Origin of the sequence: Amycolatopsis sp. WGS_07 (assembly GCF_045278895.1) — a bacterium.
Lineage (GTDB): Bacteria > Actinomycetota > Actinomycetes > Mycobacteriales > Pseudonocardiaceae > Amycolatopsis.
The window spans coordinates 8223996-8249352 of the sequence record NZ_CP136053.1 but is presented as its reverse complement, the minus strand read 5'-3'; the positions used below and the strand labels follow the sequence as shown (position 1 = coordinate 8249352).

General features: G+C 70.9%; 24 protein-coding genes and 1 pseudogene. 8 read left to right on the top strand and 17 right to left on the bottom strand.

What is annotated here, in order from left to right; genetic code table 11:
- The first annotated feature begins 1 nt into the window (after window position 1).
- From RPX00_RS38715 to RPX00_RS38705, 3 genes are read left to right on the top strand one after another with little or no spacing between them, the layout of a single operon-like run.
- Entirely contained in the window at window positions 2-424 is a 423-nt protein-coding gene (locus RPX00_RS38715) for a RidA family protein (protein ID WP_406632997.1), read from the top strand.
- Complete coding sequence (locus RPX00_RS38710) at window positions 424-948, top strand: 3-hydroxyanthranilate 3,4-dioxygenase (protein ID WP_406632995.1); 525 nt, start codon at window positions 424-426, stop codon at window positions 946-948. The genes RPX00_RS38715 and RPX00_RS38710 overlap by 1 nt, the downstream gene beginning before the upstream one ends.
- A 2-nt stretch (window positions 949-950) precedes the next feature.
- Entirely contained in the window at window positions 951-1925 is a 975-nt protein-coding gene (locus RPX00_RS38705; protein WP_406632993.1) for an amidohydrolase family protein, read from the top strand.
- Here the strand turns inward: RPX00_RS38705 and RPX00_RS38700 are convergent.
- Together RPX00_RS38700 and RPX00_RS38695 are read right to left on the bottom strand one after the other, a co-directional pair.
- Window positions 1917-3239 carry an NtaA/DmoA family FMN-dependent monooxygenase gene (locus RPX00_RS38700; protein ID WP_406632992.1) on the bottom strand — a complete coding sequence of 441 codons (1323 nt, stop codon included), beginning with the start codon at window positions 3237-3239 and terminating at the stop codon, window positions 1917-1919. The two genes, RPX00_RS38705 and RPX00_RS38700, sit on opposite strands and share 9 nt — an antisense overlap.
- Window positions 3240-3255: 16 nt before the next feature.
- Window positions 3256-4371: an LLM class flavin-dependent oxidoreductase gene (locus tag RPX00_RS38695; protein ID WP_406632990.1), complete on the bottom strand. Its 1116-nt coding sequence runs from the start codon at window positions 4369-4371 to the stop codon at window positions 3256-3258.
- A 142-nt stretch (window positions 4372-4513) separates the two neighbouring features.
- Here RPX00_RS38695 and RPX00_RS38690 point away from each other — a divergent pair, with 142 nt between their 5' ends.
- Together RPX00_RS38690 and RPX00_RS38685 are read left to right on the top strand one after the other, a co-directional pair.
- Window positions 4514-5374 (top strand): aminoglycoside phosphotransferase family protein, encoded by an 861-nt coding sequence (locus RPX00_RS38690; protein WP_406632988.1) that lies wholly within the window; start codon window positions 4514-4516, stop codon window positions 5372-5374.
- A gap of 19 nt (window positions 5375-5393) precedes the next feature.
- Window positions 5394-5945 carry a hypothetical protein gene (locus RPX00_RS38685; protein ID WP_406632986.1) on the top strand — a complete coding sequence of 184 codons (552 nt, stop codon included), beginning with the start codon at window positions 5394-5396 and terminating at the stop codon, window positions 5943-5945.
- Here RPX00_RS38685 and RPX00_RS38680 read toward each other — a convergent pair.
- From RPX00_RS38680 to RPX00_RS38655, 6 genes are all read right to left on the bottom strand, one after another.
- Window positions 5942-6157 (bottom strand): nitroreductase/quinone reductase family protein, encoded by a 216-nt coding sequence (locus tag RPX00_RS38680; RefSeq protein WP_406632984.1) that lies wholly within the window; start codon window positions 6155-6157, stop codon window positions 5942-5944. The genes RPX00_RS38685 and RPX00_RS38680 overlap by 4 nt on opposite strands.
- Before the next feature lie 1163 nt (window positions 6158-7320).
- Window positions 7321-7617: a DUF1905 domain-containing protein gene (locus tag RPX00_RS38675; RefSeq protein WP_406632982.1), complete on the bottom strand. Its 297-nt coding sequence runs from the start codon at window positions 7615-7617 to the stop codon at window positions 7321-7323.
- A 111-nt stretch (window positions 7618-7728) separates the two neighbouring features.
- Window positions 7729-9141 carry an amidase gene (locus RPX00_RS38670; protein ID WP_406632980.1) on the bottom strand — a complete coding sequence of 471 codons (1413 nt, stop codon included), beginning with the start codon at window positions 9139-9141 and terminating at the stop codon, window positions 7729-7731.
- A 28-nt stretch (window positions 9142-9169) separates the two neighbouring features.
- Window positions 9170-10450: an MFS transporter gene (locus tag RPX00_RS38665; RefSeq protein WP_406632978.1), complete on the bottom strand. Its 1281-nt coding sequence runs from the start codon at window positions 10448-10450 to the stop codon at window positions 9170-9172.
- Between the two features lie 7 nt (window positions 10451-10457).
- Window positions 10458-11432 carry a dipeptidase gene (locus tag RPX00_RS38660; RefSeq protein WP_406632976.1) on the bottom strand — a complete coding sequence of 325 codons (975 nt, stop codon included), beginning with the start codon at window positions 11430-11432 and terminating at the stop codon, window positions 10458-10460.
- A complete protein-coding gene (locus RPX00_RS38655) occupies window positions 11381-11653 on the bottom strand; it encodes a hypothetical protein (protein WP_406632975.1) in 273 nt (90 codons plus the stop codon). The genes RPX00_RS38660 and RPX00_RS38655 overlap by 52 nt, the downstream gene beginning before the upstream one ends.
- Before the next feature lie 131 nt (window positions 11654-11784).
- Between RPX00_RS38655 and RPX00_RS38650 the strand changes: the two genes are divergently transcribed.
- Window positions 11785-12900 carry an NADH:flavin oxidoreductase/NADH oxidase gene (locus tag RPX00_RS38650; RefSeq protein WP_406632973.1) on the top strand — a complete coding sequence of 372 codons (1116 nt, stop codon included), beginning with the start codon at window positions 11785-11787 and terminating at the stop codon, window positions 12898-12900.
- Window positions 12901-12918: 18 nt separating this feature from the next.
- On the opposite strand, the gene RPX00_RS38645 is transcribed toward RPX00_RS38650, so the two are convergent.
- The 3 genes and pseudogenes from RPX00_RS38645 to RPX00_RS38635 form a co-directional block, all read right to left on the bottom strand.
- Window positions 12919-13668, bottom strand: coding sequence for a GntR family transcriptional regulator (locus RPX00_RS38645; protein WP_406632971.1), 750 nt, complete (start codon window positions 13666-13668; stop codon window positions 12919-12921).
- Window positions 13669-13737: 69 nt separating this feature from the next.
- A pseudogene (locus tag RPX00_RS38640) lies at window positions 13738-14954 on the bottom strand (CaiB/BaiF CoA transferase family protein).
- A gap of 264 nt (window positions 14955-15218) precedes the next feature.
- Window positions 15219-16241, bottom strand: coding sequence for an LLM class flavin-dependent oxidoreductase (locus tag RPX00_RS38635; protein ID WP_406632969.1), 1023 nt, complete (start codon window positions 16239-16241; stop codon window positions 15219-15221).
- A gap of 101 nt (window positions 16242-16342) precedes the next feature.
- Between RPX00_RS38635 and RPX00_RS38630 the strand changes: the two genes are divergently transcribed.
- Window positions 16343-17317 carry a zinc-binding alcohol dehydrogenase family protein gene (locus RPX00_RS38630; protein WP_406632968.1) on the top strand — a complete coding sequence of 325 codons (975 nt, stop codon included), beginning with the start codon at window positions 16343-16345 and terminating at the stop codon, window positions 17315-17317.
- A gap of 2 nt (window positions 17318-17319) precedes the next feature.
- On the opposite strand, the gene RPX00_RS38625 is transcribed toward RPX00_RS38630, so the two are convergent.
- The 4 genes from RPX00_RS38625 to RPX00_RS38610 are packed head-to-tail and all read right to left on the bottom strand — an operon-like array spanning window position 17320 to window position 22255.
- Window positions 17320-18903 (bottom strand): dipeptide ABC transporter ATP-binding protein, encoded by a 1584-nt coding sequence (locus RPX00_RS38625; RefSeq protein ID WP_406632966.1) that lies wholly within the window; start codon window positions 18901-18903, stop codon window positions 17320-17322.
- 1 nt (window position 18904) lies between these two features.
- Window positions 18905-19729 carry an ABC transporter permease gene (locus tag RPX00_RS38620; protein WP_406632964.1) on the bottom strand — a complete coding sequence of 275 codons (825 nt, stop codon included), beginning with the start codon at window positions 19727-19729 and terminating at the stop codon, window positions 18905-18907.
- Window positions 19722-20681 (bottom strand): ABC transporter permease, encoded by a 960-nt coding sequence (locus RPX00_RS38615; protein WP_406632962.1) that lies wholly within the window; start codon window positions 20679-20681, stop codon window positions 19722-19724. Before RPX00_RS38615 ends, RPX00_RS38620 begins: the two co-directional genes overlap by 8 nt.
- Entirely contained in the window at window positions 20678-22255 is a 1578-nt protein-coding gene (locus RPX00_RS38610) for an ABC transporter substrate-binding protein (RefSeq protein ID WP_406643235.1), read from the bottom strand. Before RPX00_RS38610 ends, RPX00_RS38615 begins: the two co-directional genes overlap by 4 nt.
- A 368-nt stretch (window positions 22256-22623) precedes the next feature.
- On the opposite strand from RPX00_RS38610, the gene RPX00_RS38605 reads away from it, so the two are divergent.
- Window positions 22624-23790, top strand: coding sequence for an MFS transporter (locus tag RPX00_RS38605; RefSeq protein ID WP_406632961.1), 1167 nt, complete (start codon window positions 22624-22626; stop codon window positions 23788-23790).
- Here RPX00_RS38605 and msrA read toward each other — a convergent pair.
- Window positions 23787-24287, bottom strand: coding sequence for a peptide-methionine (S)-S-oxide reductase MsrA (gene msrA, locus RPX00_RS38600; RefSeq protein WP_406632959.1), 501 nt, complete (start codon window positions 24285-24287; stop codon window positions 23787-23789). The two genes, RPX00_RS38605 and msrA, sit on opposite strands and share 4 nt — an antisense overlap.
- Before the next feature lie 34 nt (window positions 24288-24321).
- Window positions 24322-25209: a LysR family transcriptional regulator gene (locus tag RPX00_RS38595; RefSeq protein ID WP_406632957.1), complete on the bottom strand. Its 888-nt coding sequence runs from the start codon at window positions 25207-25209 to the stop codon at window positions 24322-24324.
- Between the last annotated feature and the right edge of the window lie 148 nt (window positions 25210-25357).

Sequence of the window (25357 nt, the reverse complement as noted above, 5' to 3'; positions counted from 1 at the left end):
CGTGGCGCAAGCCCATGTCGTTGCCGGGAAAGCGACTCCGCGCGGCCGGTTCCCGCACGTCAAGGTGGTCGGGGATCTCGTGTTCGTGTCCGGCACCAGCAGCAGGCGGCCGGACAACACGTTCGCCGGCGCGGAGGCCGACGAGTTCGGGGTGACCACTTTGGACATCCGGGCGCAGACGCGCGCGGTGCTCGAAAACATCCGGGACATCCTGGCCGCCGCCGGCGCGGGTCTCGAAGACCTCGCCCAGGTGACCGTGTTCCTGGTCAACATGAACGATTTCGGCGGCTACAACGAGGTCTACGGCGAGTTCTTCGACGAGACCGGCCCGGCCCGCACGACCGTCGCGGTGCACCAGCTGCCGCATCCGCATCTGCTCATCGAGATCCAGGCGATCGCCCGGATCCCCGGCAAGGAGGAATGATGACCGCCATCCCGCCCGTGTTCGACTTCGCCGCCTGGATCGAAGAGCACGAGGACGACCTGAAGCCGCCGGTCAACAACAAGCAGATGTGGGCCCCGATGGGCGATTTCATCGTGCAGGTCGTCGGCGGGCCGAACCAGCGCACCGACTACCACCTCGACCCGTACGAGGAGTGGTTCTACCAGTACAAGGGCGACATGCACGTCAACCTGATGACCGACGAGGGGCCCCGGCGCGTCGACATCCGCGAGGGCGAGATGTGGATGCTGCCGCGGAACGTGCACCATTCGCCGCAGCGTCCGCAGGAGGGGTCGATCGGGATCGTGATCGAGCGGATCCGGGAGGAGGGGACGCTCGAGAAGTTCGTGTGGTTCTGCCTGGAGTGCGACGCGAAGGTGCACGAGGTGGAGCTGCAGGTGCGGGACATCGTCGACGACCTCCCGCCGGTGTTCGAGCAGTTCTACACGTCCGAGGAAGCTCGGACCTGCGGTAACTGCGGCACGCTGCACCCGGGGAAGGGCTGAGCGTGCGCGCGATCGACGTCCACAGCCACTTCGTCCCGCACGGCTGGCCCGACCTCGGCGAAGGAATGCCGTGGCTGCGCGCGGAATCCGAACGCGAGGCCATGATCATGGTCGGCTCCGCGGAGTTTCGCCGGATCCGGTCCGACTGCTGGGACGCGTCCGTCCGCCTGCGCGACATGGACGCCGACGGCATCGAGGCGCAGGTTGTCTCTCCGACGCCGGTGTTCTTCGGCTACGACACCAGCCCCGGCCAGGGCGAGAAGATCGCGCGGGTCTTCAACGACCTCGCACTGGAGATCTGCGCGCCCGCGCCGGACCGGCTGATCCCGTTCTGCCAGGTCCCGCTGCAGGACACCGACGCCGCCTGCCGAGAACTGGACCGCGCGGTCGCGGCCGGGCACCGGGGCGTGGAGATCGGCAACCACGTCGGCGACCGCGACCTCGACGACGCTGGCGTGGTGACGTTCCTGCAGCACGCGGCGTCGCTCGGCGTCCCGGTTTTCGTGCACCCGTGGGACATGCCGGACGCGCCGCGCCTGGACCGCTGGATGGCGCGGTGGCTCACCGGGATGCCGGCGGAGACGCACCTGTCGATCATCGCGATGATCCTGGGCGGGGTGTTCGACCGGGTGCCGCCGAGTTTGCGGATCTGCTTCGCCCACGGGGGCGGGTCATTCGCGTTTTGGCTGGGGCGGCTGGAGAACGCTTGGCATCAGCGGGCCGACATTATTGCGACGTCGGAGAAGCCGCCGTCGGAGTATGTGGGGCGGTTCAGTGTCGATTCGGTGGTGTTCACCGAGGAGGCGTTGCGGAATCTGGTGGACACGTTGGGGGCGGGGCAGGTGATGGTGGGGAGCGATTACCCGTATCCGCTGGGGGAGCGCCCGGCTGGCGGGGTGGTGCGGCAGGCATCGTTCCTGGATGACGGCTCGCGGGAGTTGTTGTTGTGGGGGAACGCGAAGCGGTTCCTAGGCTAAGCCGAGGTGGTGCCGCAAAGTAGGCCCGCTGTAATCCTCCCGAAAAACCCCTCGCTCCTGCAACCGCGGCACCACCTCGTCGGCGAACCGGTCCAGCCCGCCCGGCGTCACGTGCGGCACCAGGATGAACCCGTCCGACGCGTCGGCCTGCACCAGTTCGTTCATCGCCGACGCGACCGTCTCGGGCGAGCCGATGAAGTTCTGCCGTCCGGTGACCTCGATGATCAGCTCGCGGCTCGTCAGGTGCTTCGCCTCCGCCAGCTGCCGCCATTCGTTCGCCGTCGCGATCGGGTCGCGGTGCATGCGGACGCTCGCGCGGCCCTTCGAGATCAGGTCGCCGACTGCCGGGTCGAAGGATGGGAGCGGGCCGTTCGGGTCGTGGTCGCTGAGGTCGGTGTTCCAGAGCTGTTCGAGGAACTTGATCGCGGTCTGCTCGCTCACCTGCTGCAACCGGACCTCGTGGGCGAGTTCGTGTGCTTCCGCGTCGGTATCGCCGAGGACGAAGGTGGCGGCCGGGAGGATGACCAGTTCGTGCGGGGAGCGGCCGTATTTCGCCAGGCGGCCCTTCACGTCCGAGTAGAAGGCCTGGCCCGCTTCGAGGGTGCCGTGGCGGGTGAAGATGGCGTCGGCGGTCGCGGCGGCGAATTCGCGGCCTTCTTCGGAGTCGCCGGCTTGGATGGTGACGGGGCGGCCTTGCGGGCTGCGCGGGACCGGGAAGCGGCCGGAGATGTCGAAGTGGGCGTCGTGGTGGGCGAAGGAGCCGCCGCCGGTGACGAAGCGGCCGGATTCCTTGTCCGCGACCAGTTCGTCGCCGCGCCAGGAGTCGAAGAGTTCCCACGCGGTGCGCAGGAAGGTTTCGGCGCGCGAGTAGCGCTGGTCCTGCGGCAGGAAGCCGCCGCGGCGGAAGTTTTCGCCGGTGAACGCGTCCCAGGAGGTGACGACGTTCCACGCGGCCCGGCCTGCGGAAAGGTGGTCGAGCGACGCGAACTGGCGGGCCACCTCGAACGGTTCGTTGAAGGTGGAGTTGATCGTGCCGGCCAGGCCGAGACGGTCGGTGACGGCGGCCAGCGCGGACAGGACGGTGAAGGTGTCGGGACGGCCGACCACGTCCAGGTCGTAGATTTCGCCGTTCTGCTCCCGCAGCCGCAGGCCCTCGGCGAGGAAGAAGAAGTCGAACTTCGCGCGCTCGGCGGTCTGGGCCAGCTTGACGAACGAGCTGAACTCGATGTGGCTGCCCGCCTCGGGGTCGCTCCACACAGTCGTGTTGTTGACCCCGGGGAAGTGCGCGGCGAGGTGGATTTGCTTGGCAGTCATGGAGATCTCCCGGGAATCAGGCGGCGTAGCGGTTGGCCGGGCGGGGCAGGCCCAGCAGCCCGCGCAGGGTCGAGGCCTCGTAACCGGTGCGGAACGCGCCCCGGTCGCGCAGTTCGGGGACCAGGGCATCGGTGATGGCGGTCAGGTCGTGCGGCAGGGTGCCGGGGCGCAGCCGGAAACCGGTCAGGCCGGCGGCGTGCCAATCGAGCAGCAGATCGGCCAGCTGGGCCGGGGTGCCGGTGAAGACGTGCGCGTCGGAGGCGAACTCGGCGCGGTCGTCCAGGCGGGTTTTGCGGTCGGCGGCGGCTTGCTCGGTTTCGTCGAGGAAGACCGCGAGGTCGGCGAAAACCTGAAGGGGCGCACCGATTTCGTCGATGATCGACGCGGCGTGCGAACGGTCGGAAGGCGTCACGTACACGACGTCGGCCTGCTGGGCGGCGAGGCGGTAGGCGTCGGGTCCGTGCGCGAGCGCGGCGACGATCGGCTGGCCCTGCGGCGGCCGCGGCGTGATGGACGGGCCTTTGACGGAGAACCAGCGGCCCTCGAAGTCGATGTAGTGCAGTTTGTCCCGGTCGATGAACCGTCCGGTGGCGACGTCGCGGATCTCGGCGTCGTCCTCCCAGCTGTCCCACAGCCGGCGCAGCACCTCGACGTAGTCGGCAGCCTCCTCGAAGAGGTCTGAGACCTCGGGCGGAGTGCGGCGGCCGAAGTGCTGGAACTCTTCCGGACGGCCGGAAACCTGCACGCGCACACCCGCGCGGCCGGTGCTGACGTAGTCGAGAGTCGCGATCGCCTTCGACAGGTGGAACGGCTCCGTGTGGGTGACGACGGCGGTCGGGATCAGGCCGATGTGCGAGGTCAGCGGCGCGATCCGCGAGGCGAGCAGCACCGCGTCGAGGCGGGTTTGCGCGTGGTCGTCGCGGGTGTTCGGCTCGGCGGGGTCGCGCAGGGAGAGGAAGTCCTCGAAGGTGACGAAGTCCAGGTGCGCCGCCTCGGCCTGCTGGACCAGCCCGGTCCAGTATCCGGCGGTGAGCAGGTCGGCCGGGCGGGCGTCCGGTTCGCGCCACGCGGCCGGATGCCAGCCGGCGCCTTCCAGCGCGACGGCGAGCCGTGGTCCGGTGAGCCCTGTCATGCTGCGTCCTTTCCCCGTGGATGCCAGCAGTGTGGCGCGGAATCCGCGATGAGGGCGACGGTAACCAGCGTCTGGGACAGTCGGCCGGAACGGGAATAAACCAGTTGCCCGCTCTCGCGCCGACGCGGTTTGCTCGATGCTCATGAAACGGATGCACGCGGACGAAGCGGAAATCGACGACGCTCTGGTCCGTCGCCTCGTCGCGGCCCAGTTTCCGCAGTGGGCCGGGCTGCCGGTCTCGCGCGTCGAGTCCTCGGGCACGGAGAACGCGATGTTCCGGCTCGGCGACGAGCTGGTAGCCCGGCTGCCCCGGCTGGAACGCGGAGCCGCCGAGATCAGCCACGAACAGCGCTGGCTGCGCTGGCTCGCGCCGCGCCTGCCGGTCGCGGTGCCGGAGGTGCTCGCCGAAGGACGGCCCGGCGAGGGCTTCGAGTGGGACTGGTCGGTGCTGCGCTGGCTGCCCGGCGTTAACCCGGATTACGGCGATGCTCAGGTGGCGCGGGACCTGGGCACGTTCGTGAAAGCGTTGCGCGGCCTGGATATCTCCGGCGCGCCGGAGGTCAGCCGAGGCCGTCCGCTGCGCACTCGCGACGCGCCGACCCGGGACGCGATCGCGCAGCTCGGCGGCGATCCGGTGTACGTCGCGGCCTGGGAGAAGGCACTCGCGGCACCGGAGTGGGCGGGGGAGCCGGTGTGGCTGCACGCGGATCTCGCGCCAGGGAACGTGCTGGTCGACGAGAACGGCCTGACCGCGGTGCTGGACTTCGCGGGGGTGGGAATCGGCGATCCGGCGGTCGACGTGATCCCGGCGTGGAACACGTTCGCCGCCGCGGAACGGGCCGTCTTCCGGGACGCGGTCGAAGTGGACGACGCGACGTGGGAGCGCGGCCGCGGCTGGGCGCTGTCGATCGCGCTGATCCAGCTGCCGTATTACCGCGAGACGAACCCGGTGCTGGCGGCCAACTCGCGGCGCACGATCGAGGCCGTGCTGTCGGACGGTTAGCCCGTGGAAAACTGACTCCATGCTCTCTTCAACCGCGCCGTCCCGGTGGCGTGCACAGTGCGTCGCCCTGCTACAGGACGGCGATTGGCACCAGCTCTACAAAACGGCGATGAGCTGGCGCAACGACGGCGGCGCGTACCTGCCGGAGGCGTGGTTGATGGACGTCTGTTCCGCGCTTCTCCACCGGCAGCCGAAGACCGCCGTCCACAGTTGTGACCTGGCGTTGCAGATGTGGGTCGAACGGCCTCAGGACCGGGCGGTTCTCCATTTCGTGCGCGGGCTCCTGATCGCCGATCACCTCGGCGACCCGAAGACCGCGGTCGCAGGCCTCGAACTGGCCGCGTCCGGTCCCAACTGGCTGGGCGGCGAAGACCTTGCCCGGGTGCGGCAGACCACCTCCCGGGTCCGCGTGCCCCGCGCGCAGCCCGCGCCCGCCTACGACCAGGCCTACGTCGACCTGATCTCCAGCTCCGCGTCGTCGCCGCGGCCGCCGGTGCCCGAGCCGCTTCCGGCGGACGGCACGCAGCCCGGACTCTGGAGCGAAGCGCTGCAGCACCTGCGAAAGGCTTAGTCCAGGTCGATCCGGATCGTCAGCAGGTCCGTGCCGAACGCCTGGACCGCGGTGCTGTTGAGGCGCGGCAACGACTTCAGCCGCGCCCGGGCGTCGTCCTCCGGCAGCAGGTGCGCCACACCGCGCAGCCAGCGGCCGTGCAGGCGCAGCCGGACGCGCGGGTCGGCCTGGATGTTGCGCACGTACTGCGACCGCTCGCCGAATTCGGACACCAGCCAGAACTCCTGCCCGACGCGCCGTCCGCCGATCGGGGTCCGGCGGGGAGCCCCGAACTGCGGCCGGTGGTTTCGAGCAGCGTCTGGCCCGGGAGCCGCGACAGCAGGGGATTCCCGACCCGCCGCTGGAATGCCGTGACGATCTGGTGCTGGAGATCGCCGGGCCGCGCCTGACCGGCGACCTGCCGCAGACGGGCCGGGATGACGATCTCGTGGACCGGGACGGCGGCAGCCCACAGCTGCCGTCCCGGGAACCGGTGGTAGGTGACCTCGGTGGTCCAGTACACCCGATGCTCGTCGAGATGCACGATGTTGCGCGCGGTCAGCAGCGGGGAGGGCGTTTCGAGCACGACCCGGTCCGACGCGGCCGACGCGACCGTCCAGCCGAGCACTCGCTCCGGGGACAGCCGCGTGGTCAGACCGAGGCCGAGCCACCCGGCGCGCAGGAGCGTCGGCACCGGCGGCGGAGCCCCTTCCCAGACCGCGCGGGCCCAGCCCACGGCGTCGCGCTGGTCCCCGGCGGGGCGTGCGATGTCCACTGTGGACGTGAAATCCGGCACTCCTCCACGCTAACACCGCGCCGCGCAAGGCGATGAGCCGGGAGAAGCCGCGAGGCAGCGCGACGCGGCCGAGATCGGCGAATGTCGCGCCCTGCCCAGCGACGCCGACCCAGCCGCCCGCAAGGAGTTCCGCCCCGAACGCGTCCCTGCCGAGCCTGCGCGCGACCGGGCTGGCAACTGGCGGCGGTGCCTGCGTGCGGCTGGGGCTGGTAATTGGCGGCGGTGCCTGCGTGCGGCTGGGGCTGGTAATTGGCGGCGGTGCCTGCGTGCGGCTGGGGCTGGTAATTGGCGGCGGTGCCTGCGCGCGCCCGGGGCGGTAACTGGCCGCGCCCGCCAGCAACGCGAACGGTCGTTCGAGGGCGGATTGTCAATCCGGGCAGCAGGTCTTCGCCTGCCGCGCGGGGCCGCGGCGGCATCGCCGGACGTCACAGCGGACTCGGGCAGGGGAGATCCGGTGTCCGACAGGTCACGCGGTCCGCCATGCGGTTTGGCGGACGACCGCACGCGGTTGAGGAGATCCTGTTGTGGTGCGAGTTCATCCCTCCTGCGGTTTGTATCCCATGCAGGTGACTCTCCTGCCGGGCGGATGAGACGTGGTGGTCAGAGGTCGAGGACGGTCACGGTCACCCGGGCGGTGTCGCCGGGGTCTAGGTTTTCGGCTTTGCGTACCGCGCGTTTGACCGGCAGCACGTAGCCGCGCGTGCTGTCCGGGAAGATCGAGGTGCGCCAGGTGGTGGCGCCGATCCGGACGTGCACGCGCATCGATCCGAACCCGCGGCGCGGCCCGCCGAGTTCGCGGATTTCCTCGGAGATGTCGCGGGGCAGGGTGACGAAGGTCCAGGCATCGGTCCGCCGCGCTTCCCAGATCCACAGTTCAGCGTCGAAGTGCACTTCCACACCGGCAGCGTCGCACGCGACACCGACAATTTCCGGCGGGCCGGGAAGGGAAGCACGGCGGGACCGGCGACCCGGCCGCGAAACCACCGGGCCGGCTGAGCCGGATCGGCGTCAGGCGCTGACCGGGGCGAGGTGTTCTCCGGCCCAGCGCGCGATCGCGACGGTCCGGGCGTCCGTCCCGGGCTGGCCCATGACCTGCAGGCCGAAGGGGAGCCCGCCGACGCTCATCAGCGGGACGTTCACCGCGGGCGCGCCCAGCAGCGAGCTGGGGAAGTTGAACCCGGGATCCCCGGTGGGCCAGCGGACCGGCGGGGATCCCGGCCGGTCCCCGGACCAGACCGGTGCCGGTCCGCTCGAGGTCGGGAGCAGGACCGCGTCCGCTCGCGGGCCGAGGAGCGCGTACGCGTCCGTCACCGCCGCGCGGGTGCGGAGCGCCTCCTCGTAGCCTGCGGCGCCGAGCCGGTCGGCCGTGTCGAAGAAGAACCGCTTGACCCGGGCGCTGAAGTCGCCGGGGCGGTCCGCGGCGAGGTCTCGGAACGCCCACGCGTGTTCCCAGGCGAGGATGTTGCTGCCGAGTTCGGTCGCGCCGACGAGGGCTTGCTCGAAACGCTCGACGACCGCGTCGTCGCCGCGGCGAAGGACCGTCACTCCGGCGGCCTCTATCTGGGCGACGACCTGCTCGAAGGCGTTGCGGCTCACCGGGTCCAGCCGCGGCCACGCCTCGGTCTCGACCACCGCGACCGTGGTCGGCACCCGAGCCGGAGGCGGGGCGGCGGGACCGTGCAAGGCGGGCCTGCCCGGGTCGCCTCCGGCGCGCGCGGCGATCTCGATCGCGACCTGCCACAGGTCGCTCGCCGACCCGGCGTGCACGCCGTGGGTGGTCATGCTCGCGGTCTGCCGCTCCCCGCGGTTGATCGCGCCCTGCGAGGGTTTGAAGCCCCACACGCCGTTGAAACTCGCCGGCCGCATGAGGGAACCGCCGGTCTGGGTGGCGATCGCCGCCGGGACCATCCGCGCGCCGACCGCGGCGCCGGAGCCGGACGACGAGCCGCCGGGGGTGCGGCGCGGGTCGAAGGGATTCGTCGTGGGGCTGGGCTCCGGGCCGCCCAGCTCCGTGGTCACCGTCTTGCCGAGGATGACCGCCCCGGCCTGGCGCAGTGCCCACACGGCGGCGTTGTCCCGCTTCGGGAAGTTGCCCGCGAACGCGGCACATCCCATCTGGGTGGGCATGTCGCGGGTCTCCAGCAGGTCCTTGACGCCGATCGGCATGCCGTCGATCGGCGACCGGGGTTCGCCCCGGAGCCAGCGCCGGGTGCTTTCGTCGGCCTGGTCGCGCGCCCCTTCCTCGTTGAGCACGACCCATGCCCGGACAACCGGTTCGCGCTCCGCGATCGTCGCCAGGCATCGTTCGAGGTACTCGCGCGGGGAATCGGAGCCGTCGCGGAAGGCGGCGGTCGCGGTGTGGAAGCGCAAGGCTTCGAAGGTTCCGGGGTGGTACGGCGTTTGCTCGTGGGTCCTCGGCACGGACGTTCTCCTCATTGCTTTTGGCGGCTCATCGGGTCTTCTGGAGCGCGGGCTCGTCTGCGCGGGCGCGGGCGAGCGTCTCCGGCAAGGCGACGACCACGACGACCAGCGCGATCACCGCGAGCGCGGAGATGTAGCCACCCGGAGCGAGTCGTCCGAACCATCCGGTCAGCAGTGCGCCGAGCAGCGGGGCAGTGCCGCCGAAGATCGCGTACGCGACGTTGTAGGCCAGTGCCGTGCTCGTGGCGCGAATCCGCGCCGAGACCAGCTCGACCGCGACCACCGTCGATCCCACGGTGACGAGCGCGGCCGGGACGACCAGAAGGACTTCGGTCGCCAGCGTCGTCGCGAGCGTCCCGCCCCTGGCCAGGAGGTAGGCCGGTACCGAACCGGCGACGGCGACCGCGACTCCGGCGATCAGCAGCGGCTTGCGTCCGATCCGGTCGGCGAGCATCCCGGCCGGGACGCAGAGCGCGGCGCAGAGCAGCAGCGCGAGTCCGCCTGCGACGAGCACCGTGTCGCCGCGGACGCGCCCGGTCGTCGCCAGATAGGTGGGGAGATAACCGAGGAGGTTGTGGACCACGACGGCGAGCAGGGCGAAGAGCGTGAACAGCAGCAGGAACACCCGCCAGTCGCGGAAGGTGTCGCGGATCGGCCTGGCCGCCGTGTCCTTCGAGGACTTCAGCTCGCGGAAGGCCGGCGTCTCGTCGAGCCGGAGCCGCATGTAGAGCCCGACGAGCGCCATCAGCCCGCCCGCCAGGAAGGCGAGCCGCCAGCTCCAGCTTTCGTACGCGGGCAAGGAGATCGACCGGAGGCCCAGCAGCGCGAACGAGGCGAGCGCGGAACCGACGTAGGTCGCGCTGCCCACGGCGCTGAGCCACAACCCGCGCCGCTGCGGCGGCGCCTGCTCCATCACGTACGACGCGGCGCTGGTGTACTCGGCCCCCATCGAGATGCCCTGGGCCAGGCGGCAGCACAGCAGCAGGATCGGGGCCAGCACTCCCACGCTGCCGTACCCGGGCAGCACCGCGATCGCGGCCGTCGAGACGGCCATGATCAGCACCACGGCCGAGAGCGCGGTCCGGCGGCCGAGCCGGTCGCCGATGCTGCCGAAGATCGCGGCGCCGAGGGGACGCACCACGAACGCCAGGCCGTAGACGGCGAGCGCGGAAAGGACCGCGAGAGCGGGGTTGCCCGCCGGGAAGAAGTGCTTCGCGATGATCGTGGCCGAGGCGCCGTAGACGACGAAGTCGTAGGACTCGACCCCGTGACCGATCATCGCGGCGCTCAGAACCTTGTTGGCCTTCATGGGTTCCTCACCAGATCTTCTCGAGCGCGCGGAGGACGTTCCCGCCGATGACGGCGGCGATCTCGTGATCGGGGTAGCCGTGTTTGACCAGCCACCGGGTGATGTTGCGGAAGCACTCGCCGGGGTTCTCCAGTCCGGCGACCGCGTCGACCGGCTCGAACTCGGGACCGGAGCGGATGGTCTCCTCGACGCCCCACTTCCGGCTCATGACGTGGTGCATGTCGAGGTGGTCGCCGAAGAAGGTGTCCGGGCCGAACGCGACGTGCTCGATGCCGACCAGGTCCGCGCAGTACCGGAAGTGGTCCATCACCGATTCGATGGTGTGCCGTCGATGGCTCGTGCTCACGGTGGTGTAAGGGGCCGCTTCGATCCCGATGACGCCGCCGGATTCGGCGCAGGCCCGGATGACCTCGTCGGGCTTCATCCTCGGGGTGTCCCAGACCTGCCGCGCGCCGGCGTGCGTGATGAGGACCGGCCGCTCGCTCGCCTCGATCACCTCGAGCGCGGTCCGGTCTCCCGAATGGGACACGTCGATGGCCATCCCGAGCTGGTTCATGCGCCGGACCGCGCGGCGGCCGAACGCGGTCAGACCGCCGTCGCCGCGCTCGCGCAGGCCGCTGCCGAGAGAGTTCGCGTCGCTGTAGGCGACGCCGATCTGGCGCACCCCGAGCCCGTAGAGCACGTCGAGGCGGTCGACCTCGTTCTCGATCAGCGCCGCGCCCTCCAGCCCCGCGACGACGGCGAGCCGTCCCTCGGCGTGCGCCCGCCGGAGGTCGGCGACGGACTCGGCCCGGAACACGTAGTCCTGGTGGGCGAAGTCGCAGAACCGCATGCCGAGATCGGTGACGACGTCGTCCCATTTCCAGCCGTTGCGCGATTCGCACGCACCCCAGCCGAGGTTGTCGAACACCGCGTCGAGCCCGGAACGGCTCAGGCCCTCGTAGCCGTAGTCCAGCCGCGCTCCCCGGTTCCACTCGAGCAATTCGGTCCGGGCGCGCCGGGGAGCCGCACCGGGTGGTCGTGCAGCGACACCACCACGTTTTCGGCCAGCAGGCGTTCGGCCCGCGCCGACTCCGCGGCGGTCAGCCCGAGGTCGTGCGGCGGGAGCCTGCCGACGTCCGCCGACGGCTCGAACTCGGGGAAGTCCGTCCCCGGCTCCAGGTACGAGAAGGAGCGGTATCCGCGGTAACGGGTGGGTGGCATCGTCGCCTCCAAGACTGCGGTGTCGTTCGCCATTGCGGCACGCCGTGCTACTATGCGGTACGAGCAAGCCGCGGTCAACCGCCGGTTCGTTCCGGTTGACACTCCGCGGATCCGCGTCCTAGCGTGCCGGTATGCGAAACGATGTGCACCATTGCGGCACGGATGGAGCGGGTGCGGCCGATGCCGCGGAATCCGCGTGGACACCGTTGCGCCTGCGGGACGTGACGCTGCCCAATCGGGTGTGGCTGTCCCCGATGTGCCAGTACTCGGCGGAGGGCGACGGCACTCCGACCGATTGGCACCTCGCGCATTACGGCGCGCGGGCGGCGGGCGGCCTCGGCATGGTGACAGTCGAGTGCACGGCTGTCGCGCCCGGCATGCGCACCACTGCCCGCGACCTCGGGTTGTGGAACGAGCAGCAGATCGCGGGGCACCGCAGGCTGGCCGAGGTGATCGCGACGGTGGGGTCGGTGCCCGCGGTCCAGCTCGGCGTGGCCGGGCGGAAGAGTTCGCACGGAGTGCCTTGGGACAACGCCGGAACGCGCAGCGCGGTGCCGCCGGACGAGGGCGGATGGCAGCCGCTCGCGCCGTCCCCGGTGCCGTTCGCCGGCCTCGCCGTCCCGGCCGAGATGTCCCCGGCGGACGGGACGAGGCTGCTCGAGGACCTCGAAAGGGCCGCGCGGGCCGCCCACCGCGCCGGGTACCGGCTCCTGGAACTGCACGGCGCCAACGGCTATCTCTTCCACGAATTCCTGTCGCCGCTGGCGAATCACCGCGCCGACGAGTGGGGCGGCGACCTGCGGGCCCGGATGAGCTTCCCGCTGGAAATGGTGCGGGCCTTGCGCGCGGGATGGCCGGAGGACAAGCCCCTTGCCGTCCGCATCCCGGCCGAGGATCTGCTCGACGGCGGGCTCACCGTCGAAGACATGACTGTGGTGGCGGCGGGCTTGGCCGCGTGCGGGGTCGACCTGGTCGACCTCTCGTCCGGGGCGCTCGTCCCCGAGGCTCGGCGGCTCTCCGAACCGCTGCACAACGCACGGTACGGACCGCTGTTCCGGGACGCCGGGGCGGCCGTCGCCGCGTCCGGGGCGATCTCCGAGGCCGCGCATCTCGACGAGGCTGTCCCCGAGCTGGTCGATGCCGTGTTCGTCGGTCGTGCGTTGCTGCGCGATCCTTACTGGGCGTTGCGCGCCAAGGGTTCCGCTCCGGCCGAATCCTGGCCGCGCCAATACCTTCGCGCCTTCTGACCCGGCTCGCGCCGATGCTCAGCCGAGGCCGCGTTTGAGCTTGATGCGATACGAGTACTGCTCGGGCAGGAAGTGGGTCACGGCGAGTTCGACCGGCTGGCCGTCGGTGGTCAGGTAGGTGCGGTCGACGCGCAGCAGCGGCGCCGCGGGCGGACAGCCGAGGGCTTCGGCGAGGGGCGCGTCGGCCGCGGCGGCGGTGATGCTCTGCTCGGCCTCGGCGATGGGGGCCGGGAGCCGGTCGTCGAGCAGCCCGATGATCGTCGCGTCGCTCGTCGCGCCGGGCGTCGCGAGCGTGCGGACGTCGGCGAGCGCGCTGCCGGCGGCCGGGTGGAGGTGCACGGCGGTGTGGCAGAACGGGTTTCCTTCGTGCAGCCGGCGGAAAACGACTGTGTACACGGTGTCGCTGTCGAGGCGAAGCCGGCTGGCGGCCTCGACGTTCACCAGGCGGCGCAGCGGGCGCAGCACTTCCAGGCTGGTGTCCAAGGACAATCCCATGAGGTCCTCGATGGAACCGAACTGCCGCAGGTACTGGCCTTCTCGCGGGGCCGCGAACGTGCCCCGGCCGGGCACCCGGTGCACCAGCCCGTCGGCGACCAGATCCTGGAAAGCGCGCCGGACGGTCTGCCTGCTGACCCCGTGTTCGGCGGCGAGTTCGGCCTCCGTCGGCAGGCGGACGCCGTCCGCGAACCGCCGCCGCAGAATCGCCTGGCGCAGTTCGCGGGCCAGCACCTTGTACGCCGCCTCGCCCGGCTGGTCGTTGCTCGTCATGCGGCTCCGCTCCGTCCCCGTCGGTGCAGATTGTGCCAGCGGGCGGCCGGTGTCGATCCTCCGCGGCGCTCAGATCACGCCGCCGGCGCGCAGGGCGTCGACCGCGGCGGGCGAACGGCCCAGCTCGCGCAGGATCCGTTCGGTGTGCTCGCCGAGCGCGGGCACCGGGTTCATCACCGGCTCGATCCCGCCGAGCGACGCGGGCGGCACGAGGGCTTCGATCGGTCCGCCCGGGGTTTCGACCGCGCGCCAGCGCCCGCGTCCGGACAACGCCGGGTGACGCAGGAAGTCCTCGACGGTGTTGAGCCGCGCGTTGGCGATGCCGGCCTTTTCCAGTGCGGCCAGCGCGGTTTCGGCGTCCCCGGCGCCGAGCCTTGCCGCGATGACGGCGTTGACCTCGCCGCGGTGGGCCACTCGCGCCGAATTGGAGGAGAACCGGGGATCGTCGGCCACGGACTCGTCTTCCAGCACCAGTTCGCAGAAACGCCGCCACTCGCGCTCGTTCTGCACGGCGAGCACCACGGTCTGCCCGTCGCCGGTGGTGAACGGTCCGTACGGCGCGATCGTGGCGTGCTGAGCCCCTGCCCGTCCGGGGCGCGGCCGCCGTACTGGGTGTAGTAGGCAGGTGCTCCCATCCACTCGGCGAGCGCCTCGAAGAGCGACACCTCGACGGGAGCGACCTGCCCGGTCGTCGCGCGGCGCAAGAGCGCGGTGAGGATCCCGCTGTAGGCGTACATGCCGGCGGCGATGTCGGCCACCGAGATGCCTGTCTTCGCCGGGTTCTCGGGACTCCCGGTGAGGGAGACCAGCCCGGTTTCGCTTTGGACCATCAGGTCGTATGCCTTGCGCGCGGCCCACGGCCCGTCCGTGCCGTAACCCGAGACGGTGCAGGCGATCAGCCGCGCGTGCCGCTGTGCCAGGGACGGCGCGTCAACGCCCAGCCGGGCGGCCGCGCCGGGCGCGAGGTTCTGCACGAAGACGTCGGCGCCGGCGAGCAGGTCCTCCAGCACCGCCCGCCCCGCCGGGTCCTTGACGTCGAGCGTGATCGACTCCTTCGACCGGTTGAGCCAGACGAAGTAGCTCGACTGCCCGTGCACGGATTCGTCGTAACGGCGGGCGAAGTCTCCGCCGCCGGGCCGTTCGACCTTGATCACCCGGGCCCCGAGATCGGCGAGCTGCCGAGTGGCGAACGGCGCGGCGACCGCCTGTTCGAGGCTCACCACGGTGATGCCGGACAACGGCAGCGCGGAAAGACCGGACTGTGCCGGGTCGACGGGTTCCGTCATGTCAGGCCGCACCTCCGGCGCAGTGCTTGCCGTCACCGGGCGGCTGTGTTTCCGCTGTTTCCGCTGTCGAAGCCATGCTCGCCGTCCTGTCCGAGGTCGGGCAGCCGCCGTCGGAGCGCGACGGCTCAAATGTACGGCCAATGTTGGACAGAGCTGGATCCCGTTGTCAACCGTGTGTGAGATGTTGGTTGCTAGAAGCGGAAAACCCTGGGAAGTTGGCGAGGCTTATTTGGCCGTACATATCTGGCGAGACTGCGCAGCCGCTCACGACGCCGGTTTCCAGCCCAGCTCCGGCCCCAGCCGGGTGGCCAGGTCGGTGAGGATCTGCACGTAGTCCTCGTGCTCGAAGGTGAACGGAAGCGCGAACGCGACCTCGTCGATCTCCCGGAACGCGGCGTGCCGGTAGAGCTGCTCGGCGATCTCCGCCGAAGTGCCGACGTAATCGCGGGAGAACAGCAATCCGGCCGGGCCCTGCGGAGTTTTGGTGCGGGGCAGGCGTTTTGCCGCGTAATCCTCGTACTTCGCGCGCTGCTCGGCGGTGGCGCTGTCGGTCGGAATCACCACCAGGCCTTGCGAAACCCGCGCCCGCGCGCCGTCCGGATGGTGGGCGCGGAACGCCTGGACGTGCGAGAGCTGGATCTTCTCGAAGTCCGTCGAGCCCTCCTCGGCGCGGACGACGCTGCTGGTCAGGTAGTTCATCCCGGCTTCCCCGGTCCAGACCGCCGACCGGGTGCTCGCGCCGCCGTACCACAGGCGGCCGGCGAGCCCGGGCGAATGCGGCTGCACGCGGTCGGAGAAGGATTCGATGCCCTCCACCCCGCTGAACGTGGACGCGCGTTCGCCGCGGATCAGCGACAACAGCCGCGAGACCCGGTCGTAGCCGAAGTCCTCCTGGTCGCCGGTGTCCGGGTACAGCGCGGCCCGCACGTCCTCGTAGTGCGTCGGCGGGCTGACGCTGACGCCCGGGTTGAGCCGTCCGCCGGACAGGACGTCGACGGTCGCGAGGTCTTCGGCCAGCCGCAGCGGGTTCTCCCAGCCGAGCGGGATCACCGCGGTGCCCAGCTCGATCCGGCTGGTGCGCTGGGTGGCGGCGGCGAGCACAGCGACCGGCGAGGAGATGCCGTACTGCAGGTGCCGGTGGCGCACCCAGGCGCTGTCGAACCCGAGCTGCTCGCCCAGTTCGAGCACCCGCAGCGTCGATTCGTGGCCCGGGCGCGGGTCGTCGCCGTCGAACAGGCCGATCGTCAGGAAGCCCAGTTTGCGCAGCGGTTGCGTTTCGGTCGGCACGGCGAGTCCTTCCTCGGGTGAACTAAGCCGGAATAACCGCAGCTTGGCGCAGGTTGTTCCGGCTCGCTGAAACAAACGCAGAACACGGGGGAGTACGCACGATGCGCGCTTTGTCCATCACCCGCTACGGCGGTCCTGAAGTCCTCGAAGAGATCGAGGCGCCCGAGCCGGTTCCGGGGCCGGGCGAGGTGGCCATCGCGGTCTCGCACGCGTCCGTCGGGCTGATCGACGCGCTGATCCGCCGGGGCACGCTCGCCGAGTACGACTACGCGCCGAAGCCGCCGCTCGTGCCCGGGCTGGAGGTCGCGGGCACGATCCGCACGGCCGGGCCGGACAGCGGGTTCGCCGTCGGGGACGAGGTCGTCACGCTGACGCTGCCCGGAATGGGCGGTTACGCCGATGTCAAGCTCGCGCCCGCCAGCCTCGTCGTGCCGCTGGCCGGCACCGGGGTGGAGCGCGCACAGGCCGTGGCCGGTCTGGCGAACACGGTGACGGCCTATCTTTCGCTCACCGAGGCGGTGCGGCTGCCGAAGGACGCGCGCGTGCTCGTGCACGGTGCGCTCGGCGGTCTCGCCTCGGTGTACCCCGAGGTGGCGCGGCTGCTCGGCGCGCGCGAGGTCGTCAGCACGGTCCGGCGTCCTGAGCAGGTGGAGGCGGCGAACGAACTCGGCTTCGACCGCGTCGTGCTGTCCGGCGAACTCGGCGAGCTGCGCGACGAGCGGTTCGAGGTCATCGTCGACCCGGTGGGCGGCGACCTGCGCATCGAGTCGCTGGACCTGCTCGCGCCGATGGGCCGGATGCTCGTCGTCGGCAGCGCGGGCAGCGAGACCGCGCCGCTGATCGACTCGAACGCCGTGTGGGGCAAGAACATCGGCGTGGTCGGCTTCAACGTCGGCGGCTTCCTGTCCGCCGACACCGCACCCGCTCGTCCCGCCGCGGAAGCGGTGCTGCCGCTGTACACCGAGGGCCGGATCCGGCTTCCGGTCACCGTCCTGCCGATGGCGCAGGCGCGCGAGGCGCACCGCCGGATGGACGCGGGCGAGGCGGTCGGACGGCTGGTGCTCGCCAACTCCTGAGGTCACGCGCTGACCTGCTCGCCGCCCGGGATCGCGGCGAGCAGGTCGCGGGTGTACTGCTCGCGCGGGCGCAGCAGGACGTCGTCGGCCGGGCCGGATTCGAGGAGCTTGCCCTCGCGCATCACCCCGACCTGGTCGGCGATTTCCCGCACCACGGCCAGGTCGTGCGTGATGAACAGGTACGTCAGGCCGAGTTCGTCCTGCAGGTCCACGAGCAGTTTCAGGATCTGCGCCTGCACCGAAACGTCCAAAGCGGACACTGGCTCGTCCAGCACGACGAGGTCCGGGCGCAGCGCCAGCGCCCGGGCGATCGCCGCGCGCTGACGCTGGCCGCCGGAGAGTTCGGCCGGTTTCCGGCGCAGCACCGACGACGGCAGCGCGACCTGGTCCGCCAGTTCGGCCACCCGCTCGGCGCGGCCGCCGATCCGGAACGCGCGCAGCGGCTCGCCGATCACCTCGGCGATGGAGAACCGAGGGTTCAGCGAGGCGTACGGGTTCTGGTAGACGAGCTGGAACCGGCGGCGCAGCCGGCGCAGTTCGGCGGGGGACAGGCGGGTGACGTCCTGGCCGTCGAAGCTGACCGTGCCCGCGGTCGGGGTTTCGAGGCCGACCGCCATGCGTGCGGTGGTCGTCTTGCCGGAGCCGGATTCGCCGACCAGCGCGAGCGTCCGGCCGCGAGTGAGCTGGAACGACACGTCGTCCACCGCGCGCACCGAACCGGCGCGGGCGGAGGCGAAGGTCTTCGATACCGAGTCGACCGACAACAGGACTTCCGGGCCCTCCGCACGGCGGGGTCGCAGCGGCTCGCGGCTGAGACTCGGCGCGGCGGCGAGCAGCCGTTGCGTGTAGTCCTGCGTCGGCGCGGCGAGAAGTTCGCGGGCCGGTCCTTCTTCGACCAGCCGTCCTTCGGACAGCACCGCGATCCGCGCGGCCCGGTCGGCGGCGACGCCGAGGTCGTGCGTGATCAGCAGGATGGCGGTGCCGTCGTCGGCGGCCAGCTTCGCCAGGTGGTCGAGGATTTCCTTCTGCACGGTCACATCGAGCGCGCTGGTCGGCTCGTCGGCGATGATCAGCCGCGGTTCGCCCGCGAGCGCGATGGCGATCAGCACCCGCTGCCGGAGCCCGCCGGACAGCTCGTGCGGATACTGCCGCGCCCGCAGTTCCGGCCGGTCGACGCCCGCCCGGCGCAGCAGGTCCACCGCGCGGGCGGCGACCTCGCCGCGGGCGGCCAGCCGATGGATCAGCAGCACCTCGGCCACCTGTTCGCCGATCCGCCGGACCGGGTTGAGCGACACCGTCGGATCCTGCGGCACGAGGGCGATCCCGGTGCCGCGCACCTGTCGCCAGTCCTTTTCGGACAGTGCGGTGAGGTCCCGCCCGTCGAAGGCGATCCGTCCATGGTGGACCCGGCCGCCGCGCGGGAGCAGCCCGATCGCGGCGTGCGCGGTGGTGCTCTTCCCCGAGCCGGATTCGCCGACCACCGCGACGATCTCGCCCGCTCCGACCCGCAGGCTCACGTCGCGCACGGCAGGCACCACGCCGCCCGAGGTGCGGTAGGACACCGCCAGCTCGCTGATCTCCAGCACTTCAGCTCCGTTCGCCGTCGAGAGCCCGGGACACGCGGTTCGCGGCCAGCACGACGGCCGCGACGGTCAACCCCGGGAACGTGGTCATCCACCAAGCGGTGGCCAGGAAATTGCGTCCGCCGGCCACGAGCGCGCCCCATTCCGGCGTCGGCGGGCTCGCGCCGAAGCCGAGGAAGCTGAGCGCGGACACTTCGAGCACGGCCGTGCCGACCGTCACCGTGGCCAGCACCAGGACCGGCCCGAGCGCGTTGGGCAGCACATGCCGCCCGAGGACGCCAGCCCAGCGCACGCCCGACGCCCGCGCCGCCTCCACGAACACGCCGGATCGCACCCGCAGCACCTCGGCGCGCATCAGCCGGGCGAACGCGGCGAGATTCGCGACCCCGACGGCGATCGCGACGTTCGTGGTGCCGAACCCGAGCGCGGTCACCAGCGCCAGCGACAGCAGGATCGCCGGAACCGCCTGGAGCACGTCGACGATCCGCATCACGACCGCGTCGAGCCACCCGCCGCGGAACCCGGCCAGCAGCCCCAAGGCGGATCCAGCGGCGAACGCAACGAGGACGGCGAGCACGGTCGCACGCAGCGAAAGCCCGGCTCCGTGCACGACACGGGCGAACACGTCACGGCCGGTTTCGTCGGTGCCGAACAGGTGCGCGAGCGACGGGCCTTGGAGCCGTTCGGACGGGACGCCGGTGATCGGGTCCTGGCCGGTGAACAACGCGGGCGCGAAGGCGGCGATGAGCACAGCGGCGAGCAGGAGCCCGGACAGTATCAGGCCGGGTCGGCGGACGAGGAACCGTTGGGGGAGCACAGCTTCAGACATGCGCGGGCACCTCCTTGCGCACCGAGACCCGCGGGTCCAGCAGCGGGTACACGAGGTCGACGACCAGGTTGAGCACCACGAAGAAGAACGCCGCGAGCACGATCACCGCCTGCACCACGGGGACGTCCTGCGCGGTGACCGCCGACGCGGTGACCCGGCCGAGACCGTCTCGCGAGAACACCGTTTCGGTCACCACCGAACCGGCCAGCAGGTTGCCCGCGACCACTCCCACCAGGGTGAGCGCGGGCAGCCCGGCGTTGCGCAGCGCGTGTCCGAAGTGGACTCGGCGACGGCTCGCGCCCTTCGCCCGCACCACCTCGACGTACGGTTCGGCGAGCTGCGTTTGCAGGCTCTTGGCCAGTACCTGCGCGATGATCGCGCCGGTCGGCAGGGCGAGCGTGACCGCCGGGAGGACCAGCGACGCGAAGCCGGTCGACCCCAGAGCCGGGAAGAGTCGCAGCTGGAACGAGAACAGCTGGATCAGCAGCAGCCCGACCCAGAACGTCGGCAGCGAAGTGCCCAGCGGCGGCAGCGAAAGCAGAGCCTGGCTCACCCAGCGTGCGCGGGTATACGTGCCGAGCACCGCGATCCCGCCGCCGAAGACGATCGCGAGTACCAGCGCCAGCCCGGAGACCGCGAGTGTCGGCGGCAAGGCGCTGAGGACCTGGTGCGTCGCGTCGTCGCCGGTGGCCACCGAGGTGCCGAAGTCACCGTGCAGCGCCGCGAGGAGGTGCTTGCCGTACTGCACTAGGACCGGATCGTCCAGCCCGTATTCGGCGCGCAGAGCGGCGATCTGCTCCGGCGACGCGCTGGGCCCGCCCTCGGCCGAGCCGAGTTTGGTAAGCACCGCGTCGCCGGGCAGCAGGTACAGGATGACGAACGACAGCGTGAACGCCGCCCACAGCACCACTACGGCCTGCAGGAGCCGACGGAGCAGCGGAAACCCTTTCACGAGCCCGAAACCCAGGCGTCGAACAGCTGCAGCCGCGAGGAAGCCTCGAAGCCGACGTCATGCGCGTTCGGGCCGACGCCGAGCACCTGCGTCAGCTCGAACACCGGGATCGAGTACGCCTGTTCCACGATGGTCCGCTGCGCTTTTTCCGCGGCTGGCTTGCGTTTCGCGGCATCGACGGTGGCCGACTGTTCGGTCAGCGACGCGTCGAGCAGGTTGTCCGCGGGCAGCTTGCTCCGGTTGTTCGTCTTCGTGGAGAACTGCTGGCGCAGGATGTCCGGATCGGCGCGGGTGACGTTGTACCACAGGAAATCGTACTGGCCGGCCTGCTGCAGCCGGGTGACCTCGGAGTTGGTGTGCAGCTCGATCTTCAGGTCGAAACCGATCTTGCGCAGCTGCTGCTGGAGCAGCTCCAGCACGCTCTGGTTCTGGTTGAACACCGCGGAGAACAGCACGGACGCGGACAGCCGCTGCCCGTTCTTCGTCCGGATGCCGTCCGGGCCGGGGACCCAGCCGTCGGACTGCAGGAGCGCCTGCGCGCCCGCCGGATCGTAGGCGAGTTCCTTGGACAGATCGGTGTACAGCGGCGTCGCGGAACCGAGGATGCTCGTCGCGGGCTTGTAGTTCGGGGTGAGCACGGTGCTGGTGACCTCGGGCCGGTTCACGCCCTTCAACACCGCCTGCCGCACCTTCTGATCAGCGAGGACGCCGCGGGTCACGTTCGCGTGCAGGTTGAACACGATGCCCGGGTTCGGCCGCACCGGTTCGGCGAACCCGTTGCCGGCGAACTGCGGTTCGTCCACTGGCTGGACGTCGGTGATCGCGTCCAGCTGCCCGGACGTCAGGCTGCCCGACCGCACGCCCGGCTCGGGCACCACGCGGAAGTCGATCTTGTCCACGTACGCCTCGCCCTGGTGCCGCCACAACGGCGAACCCCAGCGGTAGCCGGTGCGCTTGCCGAGCAGGATGTTCTGGTTCGGCTTCAGGCTGGTGAACACGAACGGACCGGAGCCGATCAGCCCGGTGCCCTGGCACCGCTCCTCGGCGGTGTGCCGGAACGCCGCTGGCGCGAGCACGCCGAGCGACATCGTGGAGCTGGCCTGCAGGAACTGCGCGCTGGGCTGGGTGAAGTCGAGCCGGACGGTCGCCGGGTCGACCACCGTCGCGCCGCGGTAGGCGGCCAGGTAGCTGGACCCGAGCAGCGCCTTCGCGCCGAGCGCCTTGATGCCGTCGAAGCTGGTCTTCACCGCGGCGGCGTCCACCGGGGAGCCGTCGGAGAACGTCGCGCCGGGGCGGAGGTGGAAGGTGAAGCTCGTGGAATCGGGGCTGACCGTCCAGCGGTCGGCGAGCCACGGCGTGATCGCGCCGGTCTTCGGGTCCTGGTCGGTGAGCGAATCGACCAGCTGGCGGCCGACGTTCACCGACGCGTTGGTGCTGACCTGCTGCGGGTCGATGCAGTCCGGATTGGACGAGATGCCCAGCCGCAGCGTGCCGCCCGGACGCGGGGGACCGGCGTCCTGCTGGCCGGACCCGCCCGCCGTGCCGCACGCGGCGAGCAGCAGGGGAAGGGCCAGCGCGGAGGCTAAACGGGACCGCGCGCGGGCAGGACGCGGAAGCCGGGACGGGGTGTGGCGGGGCACGGGATTCCTCCAGCGGGGACGGGACGGACGCGTCCAGCTCAACCGTTCGCGGCGCTTCGCTGAAGCCCGTCCCACCAGGTGAACCGCGTTCCCGCGATCCGGCCGGTCGGCTGGATTCCGGTTGACGCACAAGGGAAAGCGTGGACCGCGCCCGCGTGATAACCGGCGGGCTTTTGTTCGGCGAGGAGGTCCGGAGGGCGGGAACACGCAGCGGAAAACCAGTTGCGCGGTGCCGAAGACTGACGGGTATGGCGGGGCGGGTTGGGGGCGGATCGGCTTGGGTCCGGCTGCAAGCAGTGGCGATGTCCGGTTCAACCTGTGAAGGGCTCCTGCTCGCAGCGCTGCCCTTGTTAGCCGTCTCGATCACCACGGACCCGCGTGCGGTGTCGCTGGTGAATGTCGCCGGGCAAGCGCCGTGGCTGCTGCTCTCGCTGTTCGCCGGAGTGGTGATCGACCGGGTCCGGCGAACAACCGTGCTCGCCTCCGCCTACGCGGTGCAGATCGCCGCCGCGCTCACCCTGGCGCTGCTGGGTTCCACCGGTTCGCTGAGCCTGCCCGCGCTGCTGGTGGTGGCCTTCGTGCTCACCACGGCGCAGGTGTTCGGCGACGGTGCGGCGGGCGCGGTGGTGCCCGAGGTCGTCGGGCCGGATCGGCTCAACATGGCCAATTCCCGGCTGCAGGTGATCGACCGCGGCATGGTCCAGTTCGTGGTCCCGCCCGCGACGGGGTTGCTGATCGGGATCAGCGCAGGACTGCCCGCGTGGCTGGCGGCCGTCGCGGCGCTCGTGGCTTTGCTGCTGGCGCGCGGGATTCCGTCCGCGAAGCCGGTGCGCACGCCCGCGCATCCGCTGAAGGACGTGACGGCCGGGCTGCGCTACCTGGTCGGCACGCCGCTGCTGCGGTCGATCACGATCACGGTCGCGCTGGGGTCGTTCGCGGCCGCCGCGGGCAACTCGATGCTCGTCCTCTACGCCACCGAGGAACTGCACCTCGGCCCGGTCGGCTACGGCGTCCTGCTGGCCTGCCTGGCCGTCGGCTGGGTGGTGTCGTCGTTCTTCGTGGACGGGTTCGTGCGGCGGTCCGGCTACTCGACGGCGATGCGGATCGCGCAGGTGTGCGCGGTGCTGAGCCAGCTGCTGATCGTGCTCGTGCCGCCGTGGCCGGTGCTGGTCGGGGCGGTGCTGATCTTCCTCACCGGGACGACGCTGATCTGGAACGTCTGCTCGCAGTCGAGCCGCCAGCGGTTCACGCCGCCGGAGCTGCTCGGCCGGGTGCTGACCAGCCATCGCGCGCTGGCGTGGGGGCTCACCCCGCTGGGTGCGCTCGCCGGCGGTTTCGTGGCGGTGCACTGGAGTCTGCGGGGCGTGTGGGTGATGGCGGCGGCGGTGCAGCTGCTGGGGACGTCGCTGGTGTGGCGGAAGTTGTCCCCAACAGCGTTCAAGGACGCGGAGGCCGCGATGGCGCGTTAAGCGCGCTTCGGCAGCTTCCAGCCGGGCCGCGGGAAATAGCAGGTGTAGCCGTTGGGGTAGTGCTGCAGGTAGTCCTGGTGCTCCGGCTCGGCTTCCCAGAAGTCGCCGGCGGGGGTCACTTCCGTGACGACCTTGCCGGGCCAGAGGCCGGAGGCGTCGACGTCGGCGATGGTGTCTTCGGCGATCTGCTTTTGCTCGTCGGTGGTGTAGAAGATGGCGGAGCGGTAGCTGGTGCCGATGTCGTTGCCTTGGCGGTTCTTCGTGCTGGGGTCGTGGACTTGGAAGAAGAATTCGAGCAACGTGCGGAAGTCGGTTTGGGCGGGGTCGTAGGTGACTTCGATGGTTTCGGCGTGGGTGCCGTGGTTGCGGTAGGTGGCGTTGGGGACGTCGCCGCCGCTGTAGCCGACGCGGGTGGCGGTGACGCCGGGCTGGTGGCGGAACAGCTCCTCCATGCCCCAGAAACATCCGCCGGCCAGGATTGCCTTTTCCGTCGCCATGCCGCCTCCTCCGTGCTCGAGCCTCGGACCCATGCTAGTCGCCGCGCAGCAGCCCCAGGACGAGGGCGAGCGGCGGCCACGCGTCCCGTCCGCGCCGGGTGCACGCGAAGGCGCGCAGCCGGACGTCCGGGCCGGTCAGCGGCAGGACGGTGACGTCGGGCCGGGTCGGCCAGGATTCGGGCAGCAGGCCGACCCCGCCGCCGGCCGCGATCAGGTCCTGCACCAGGTCGAGGTTGTCCGCGCGGTGGGTGAACCGCGGCGAGAACCCGGCCATCGAGGCCAGCGTCCCCACGACCGTCTCGTCCGCGCCGTTGCGGGAGTTGCCGATCCAGTCGTGGTCGCGGAACGCGCTGACCACAGCCAAAGCTCCGTCGCCTCGCACTCGGCTCGCCTCCGCGCGCGGCACCGCGAGGCCCCACGGCTCCGCCCAGAGCGGACGGACGGCGAGCGACGGATCGGCGGTCGCGGGAGCGAGGTCGTAGTCGTAGGTGAGGGCGAGGTCGATGTCGTCGGTTCTGAGCTGCGCCAGTGCTTCCGCGGGTTCGTGCTCGCTGATCGTCAGGCGGACCTGCGGGTGCCGCTGCGCGAGCAGATCCGCGACCGGGAGCACCGCGTGGCGCACGCCGGTCCCGAACCCGGCCACGCGCACGGTTCCGGCTGGCTCGGCTTCGGGATCGAGGTCGACGCGGGCAGCCTCGACGGCGGCCAGGATCGTCACGGCGTGTTCGGCGAGCCGTCGCCCGGCGGGAGTGAGCCGCACGCGACGGCCGTCCGGTTCGAGCAGCGCGACGCCGGTTTCCTTGGCCAGGACCGAGATCTGCTGGGAGACCGTGGACGTTGTGGTTTCGAGCACGTCCGCGACCGCGCGCATCGAGCCGAGCCGCGACAACTCGAGAAGGAACTGCAGCCTGCGAGTCTCCATCCGGCCATTGTTCATGATTCCTGGACGGTACGTCCAGGATTGGCATGTGGACACGAACGGTCTGGATGGGTTTTCCTGAACCACGTGCTTCCCTCCACTCCCCGGACCGGTGTCGCCCTCGCCGTCGGCGCCATGCTGTCCGTCCAAT

What these genes read in the sequence shown, in the direction of transcription:
- RPX00_RS38710 (WP_406632995.1), top strand. Translation starts at nt 424, where the DNA reads ATGACCGCCATCCCGCCCGTGTTCGACTTCGCCGCCTGGATCGAAGAG.
- RPX00_RS38700 (WP_406632992.1), bottom strand. Translation starts at nt 3,239, where the DNA reads ATGACTGCCAAGCAAATCCACCTCGCCGCGCACTTCCCCGGGGTCAAC.
- RPX00_RS38695 (WP_406632990.1), bottom strand. Translation starts at nt 4,371, where the DNA reads ATGACAGGGCTCACCGGACCACGGCTCGCCGTCGCGCTGGAAGGCGCC.
- RPX00_RS38690 (WP_406632988.1), top strand. Translation starts at nt 4,514, where the DNA reads ATGAAACGGATGCACGCGGACGAAGCGGAAATCGACGACGCTCTGGTC.
- RPX00_RS38685 (WP_406632986.1), top strand. Translation starts at nt 5,394, where the DNA reads ATGCTCTCTTCAACCGCGCCGTCCCGGTGGCGTGCACAGTGCGTCGCC.
- RPX00_RS38665 (WP_406632978.1), bottom strand. Translation starts at nt 10,450, where the DNA reads ATGAAGGCCAACAAGGTTCTGAGCGCCGCGATGATCGGTCACGGGGTC.
- RPX00_RS38655 (WP_406632975.1), bottom strand. Translation starts at nt 11,653, where the DNA reads ATGCCACCCACCCGTTACCGCGGATACCGCTCCTTCTCGTACCTGGAG.
- RPX00_RS38650 (WP_406632973.1), top strand. Translation starts at nt 11,785, where the DNA reads ATGCGAAACGATGTGCACCATTGCGGCACGGATGGAGCGGGTGCGGCC.
- RPX00_RS38645 (WP_406632971.1), bottom strand. Translation starts at nt 13,668, where the DNA reads ATGACGAGCAACGACCAGCCGGGCGAGGCGGCGTACAAGGTGCTGGCC.
- RPX00_RS38630 (WP_406632968.1), top strand. Translation starts at nt 16,343, where the DNA reads ATGCGCGCTTTGTCCATCACCCGCTACGGCGGTCCTGAAGTCCTCGAA.
- RPX00_RS38620 (WP_406632964.1), bottom strand. Translation starts at nt 19,729, where the DNA reads ATGTCTGAAGCTGTGCTCCCCCAACGGTTCCTCGTCCGCCGACCCGGC.
- RPX00_RS38605 (WP_406632961.1), top strand. Translation starts at nt 22,624, where the DNA reads ATGTCCGGTTCAACCTGTGAAGGGCTCCTGCTCGCAGCGCTGCCCTTG.
- msrA (WP_406632959.1), bottom strand. Translation starts at nt 24,287, where the DNA reads ATGGCGACGGAAAAGGCAATCCTGGCCGGCGGATGTTTCTGGGGCATG.
- RPX00_RS38595 (WP_406632957.1), bottom strand. Translation starts at nt 25,209, where the DNA reads ATGGAGACTCGCAGGCTGCAGTTCCTTCTCGAGTTGTCGCGGCTCGGC.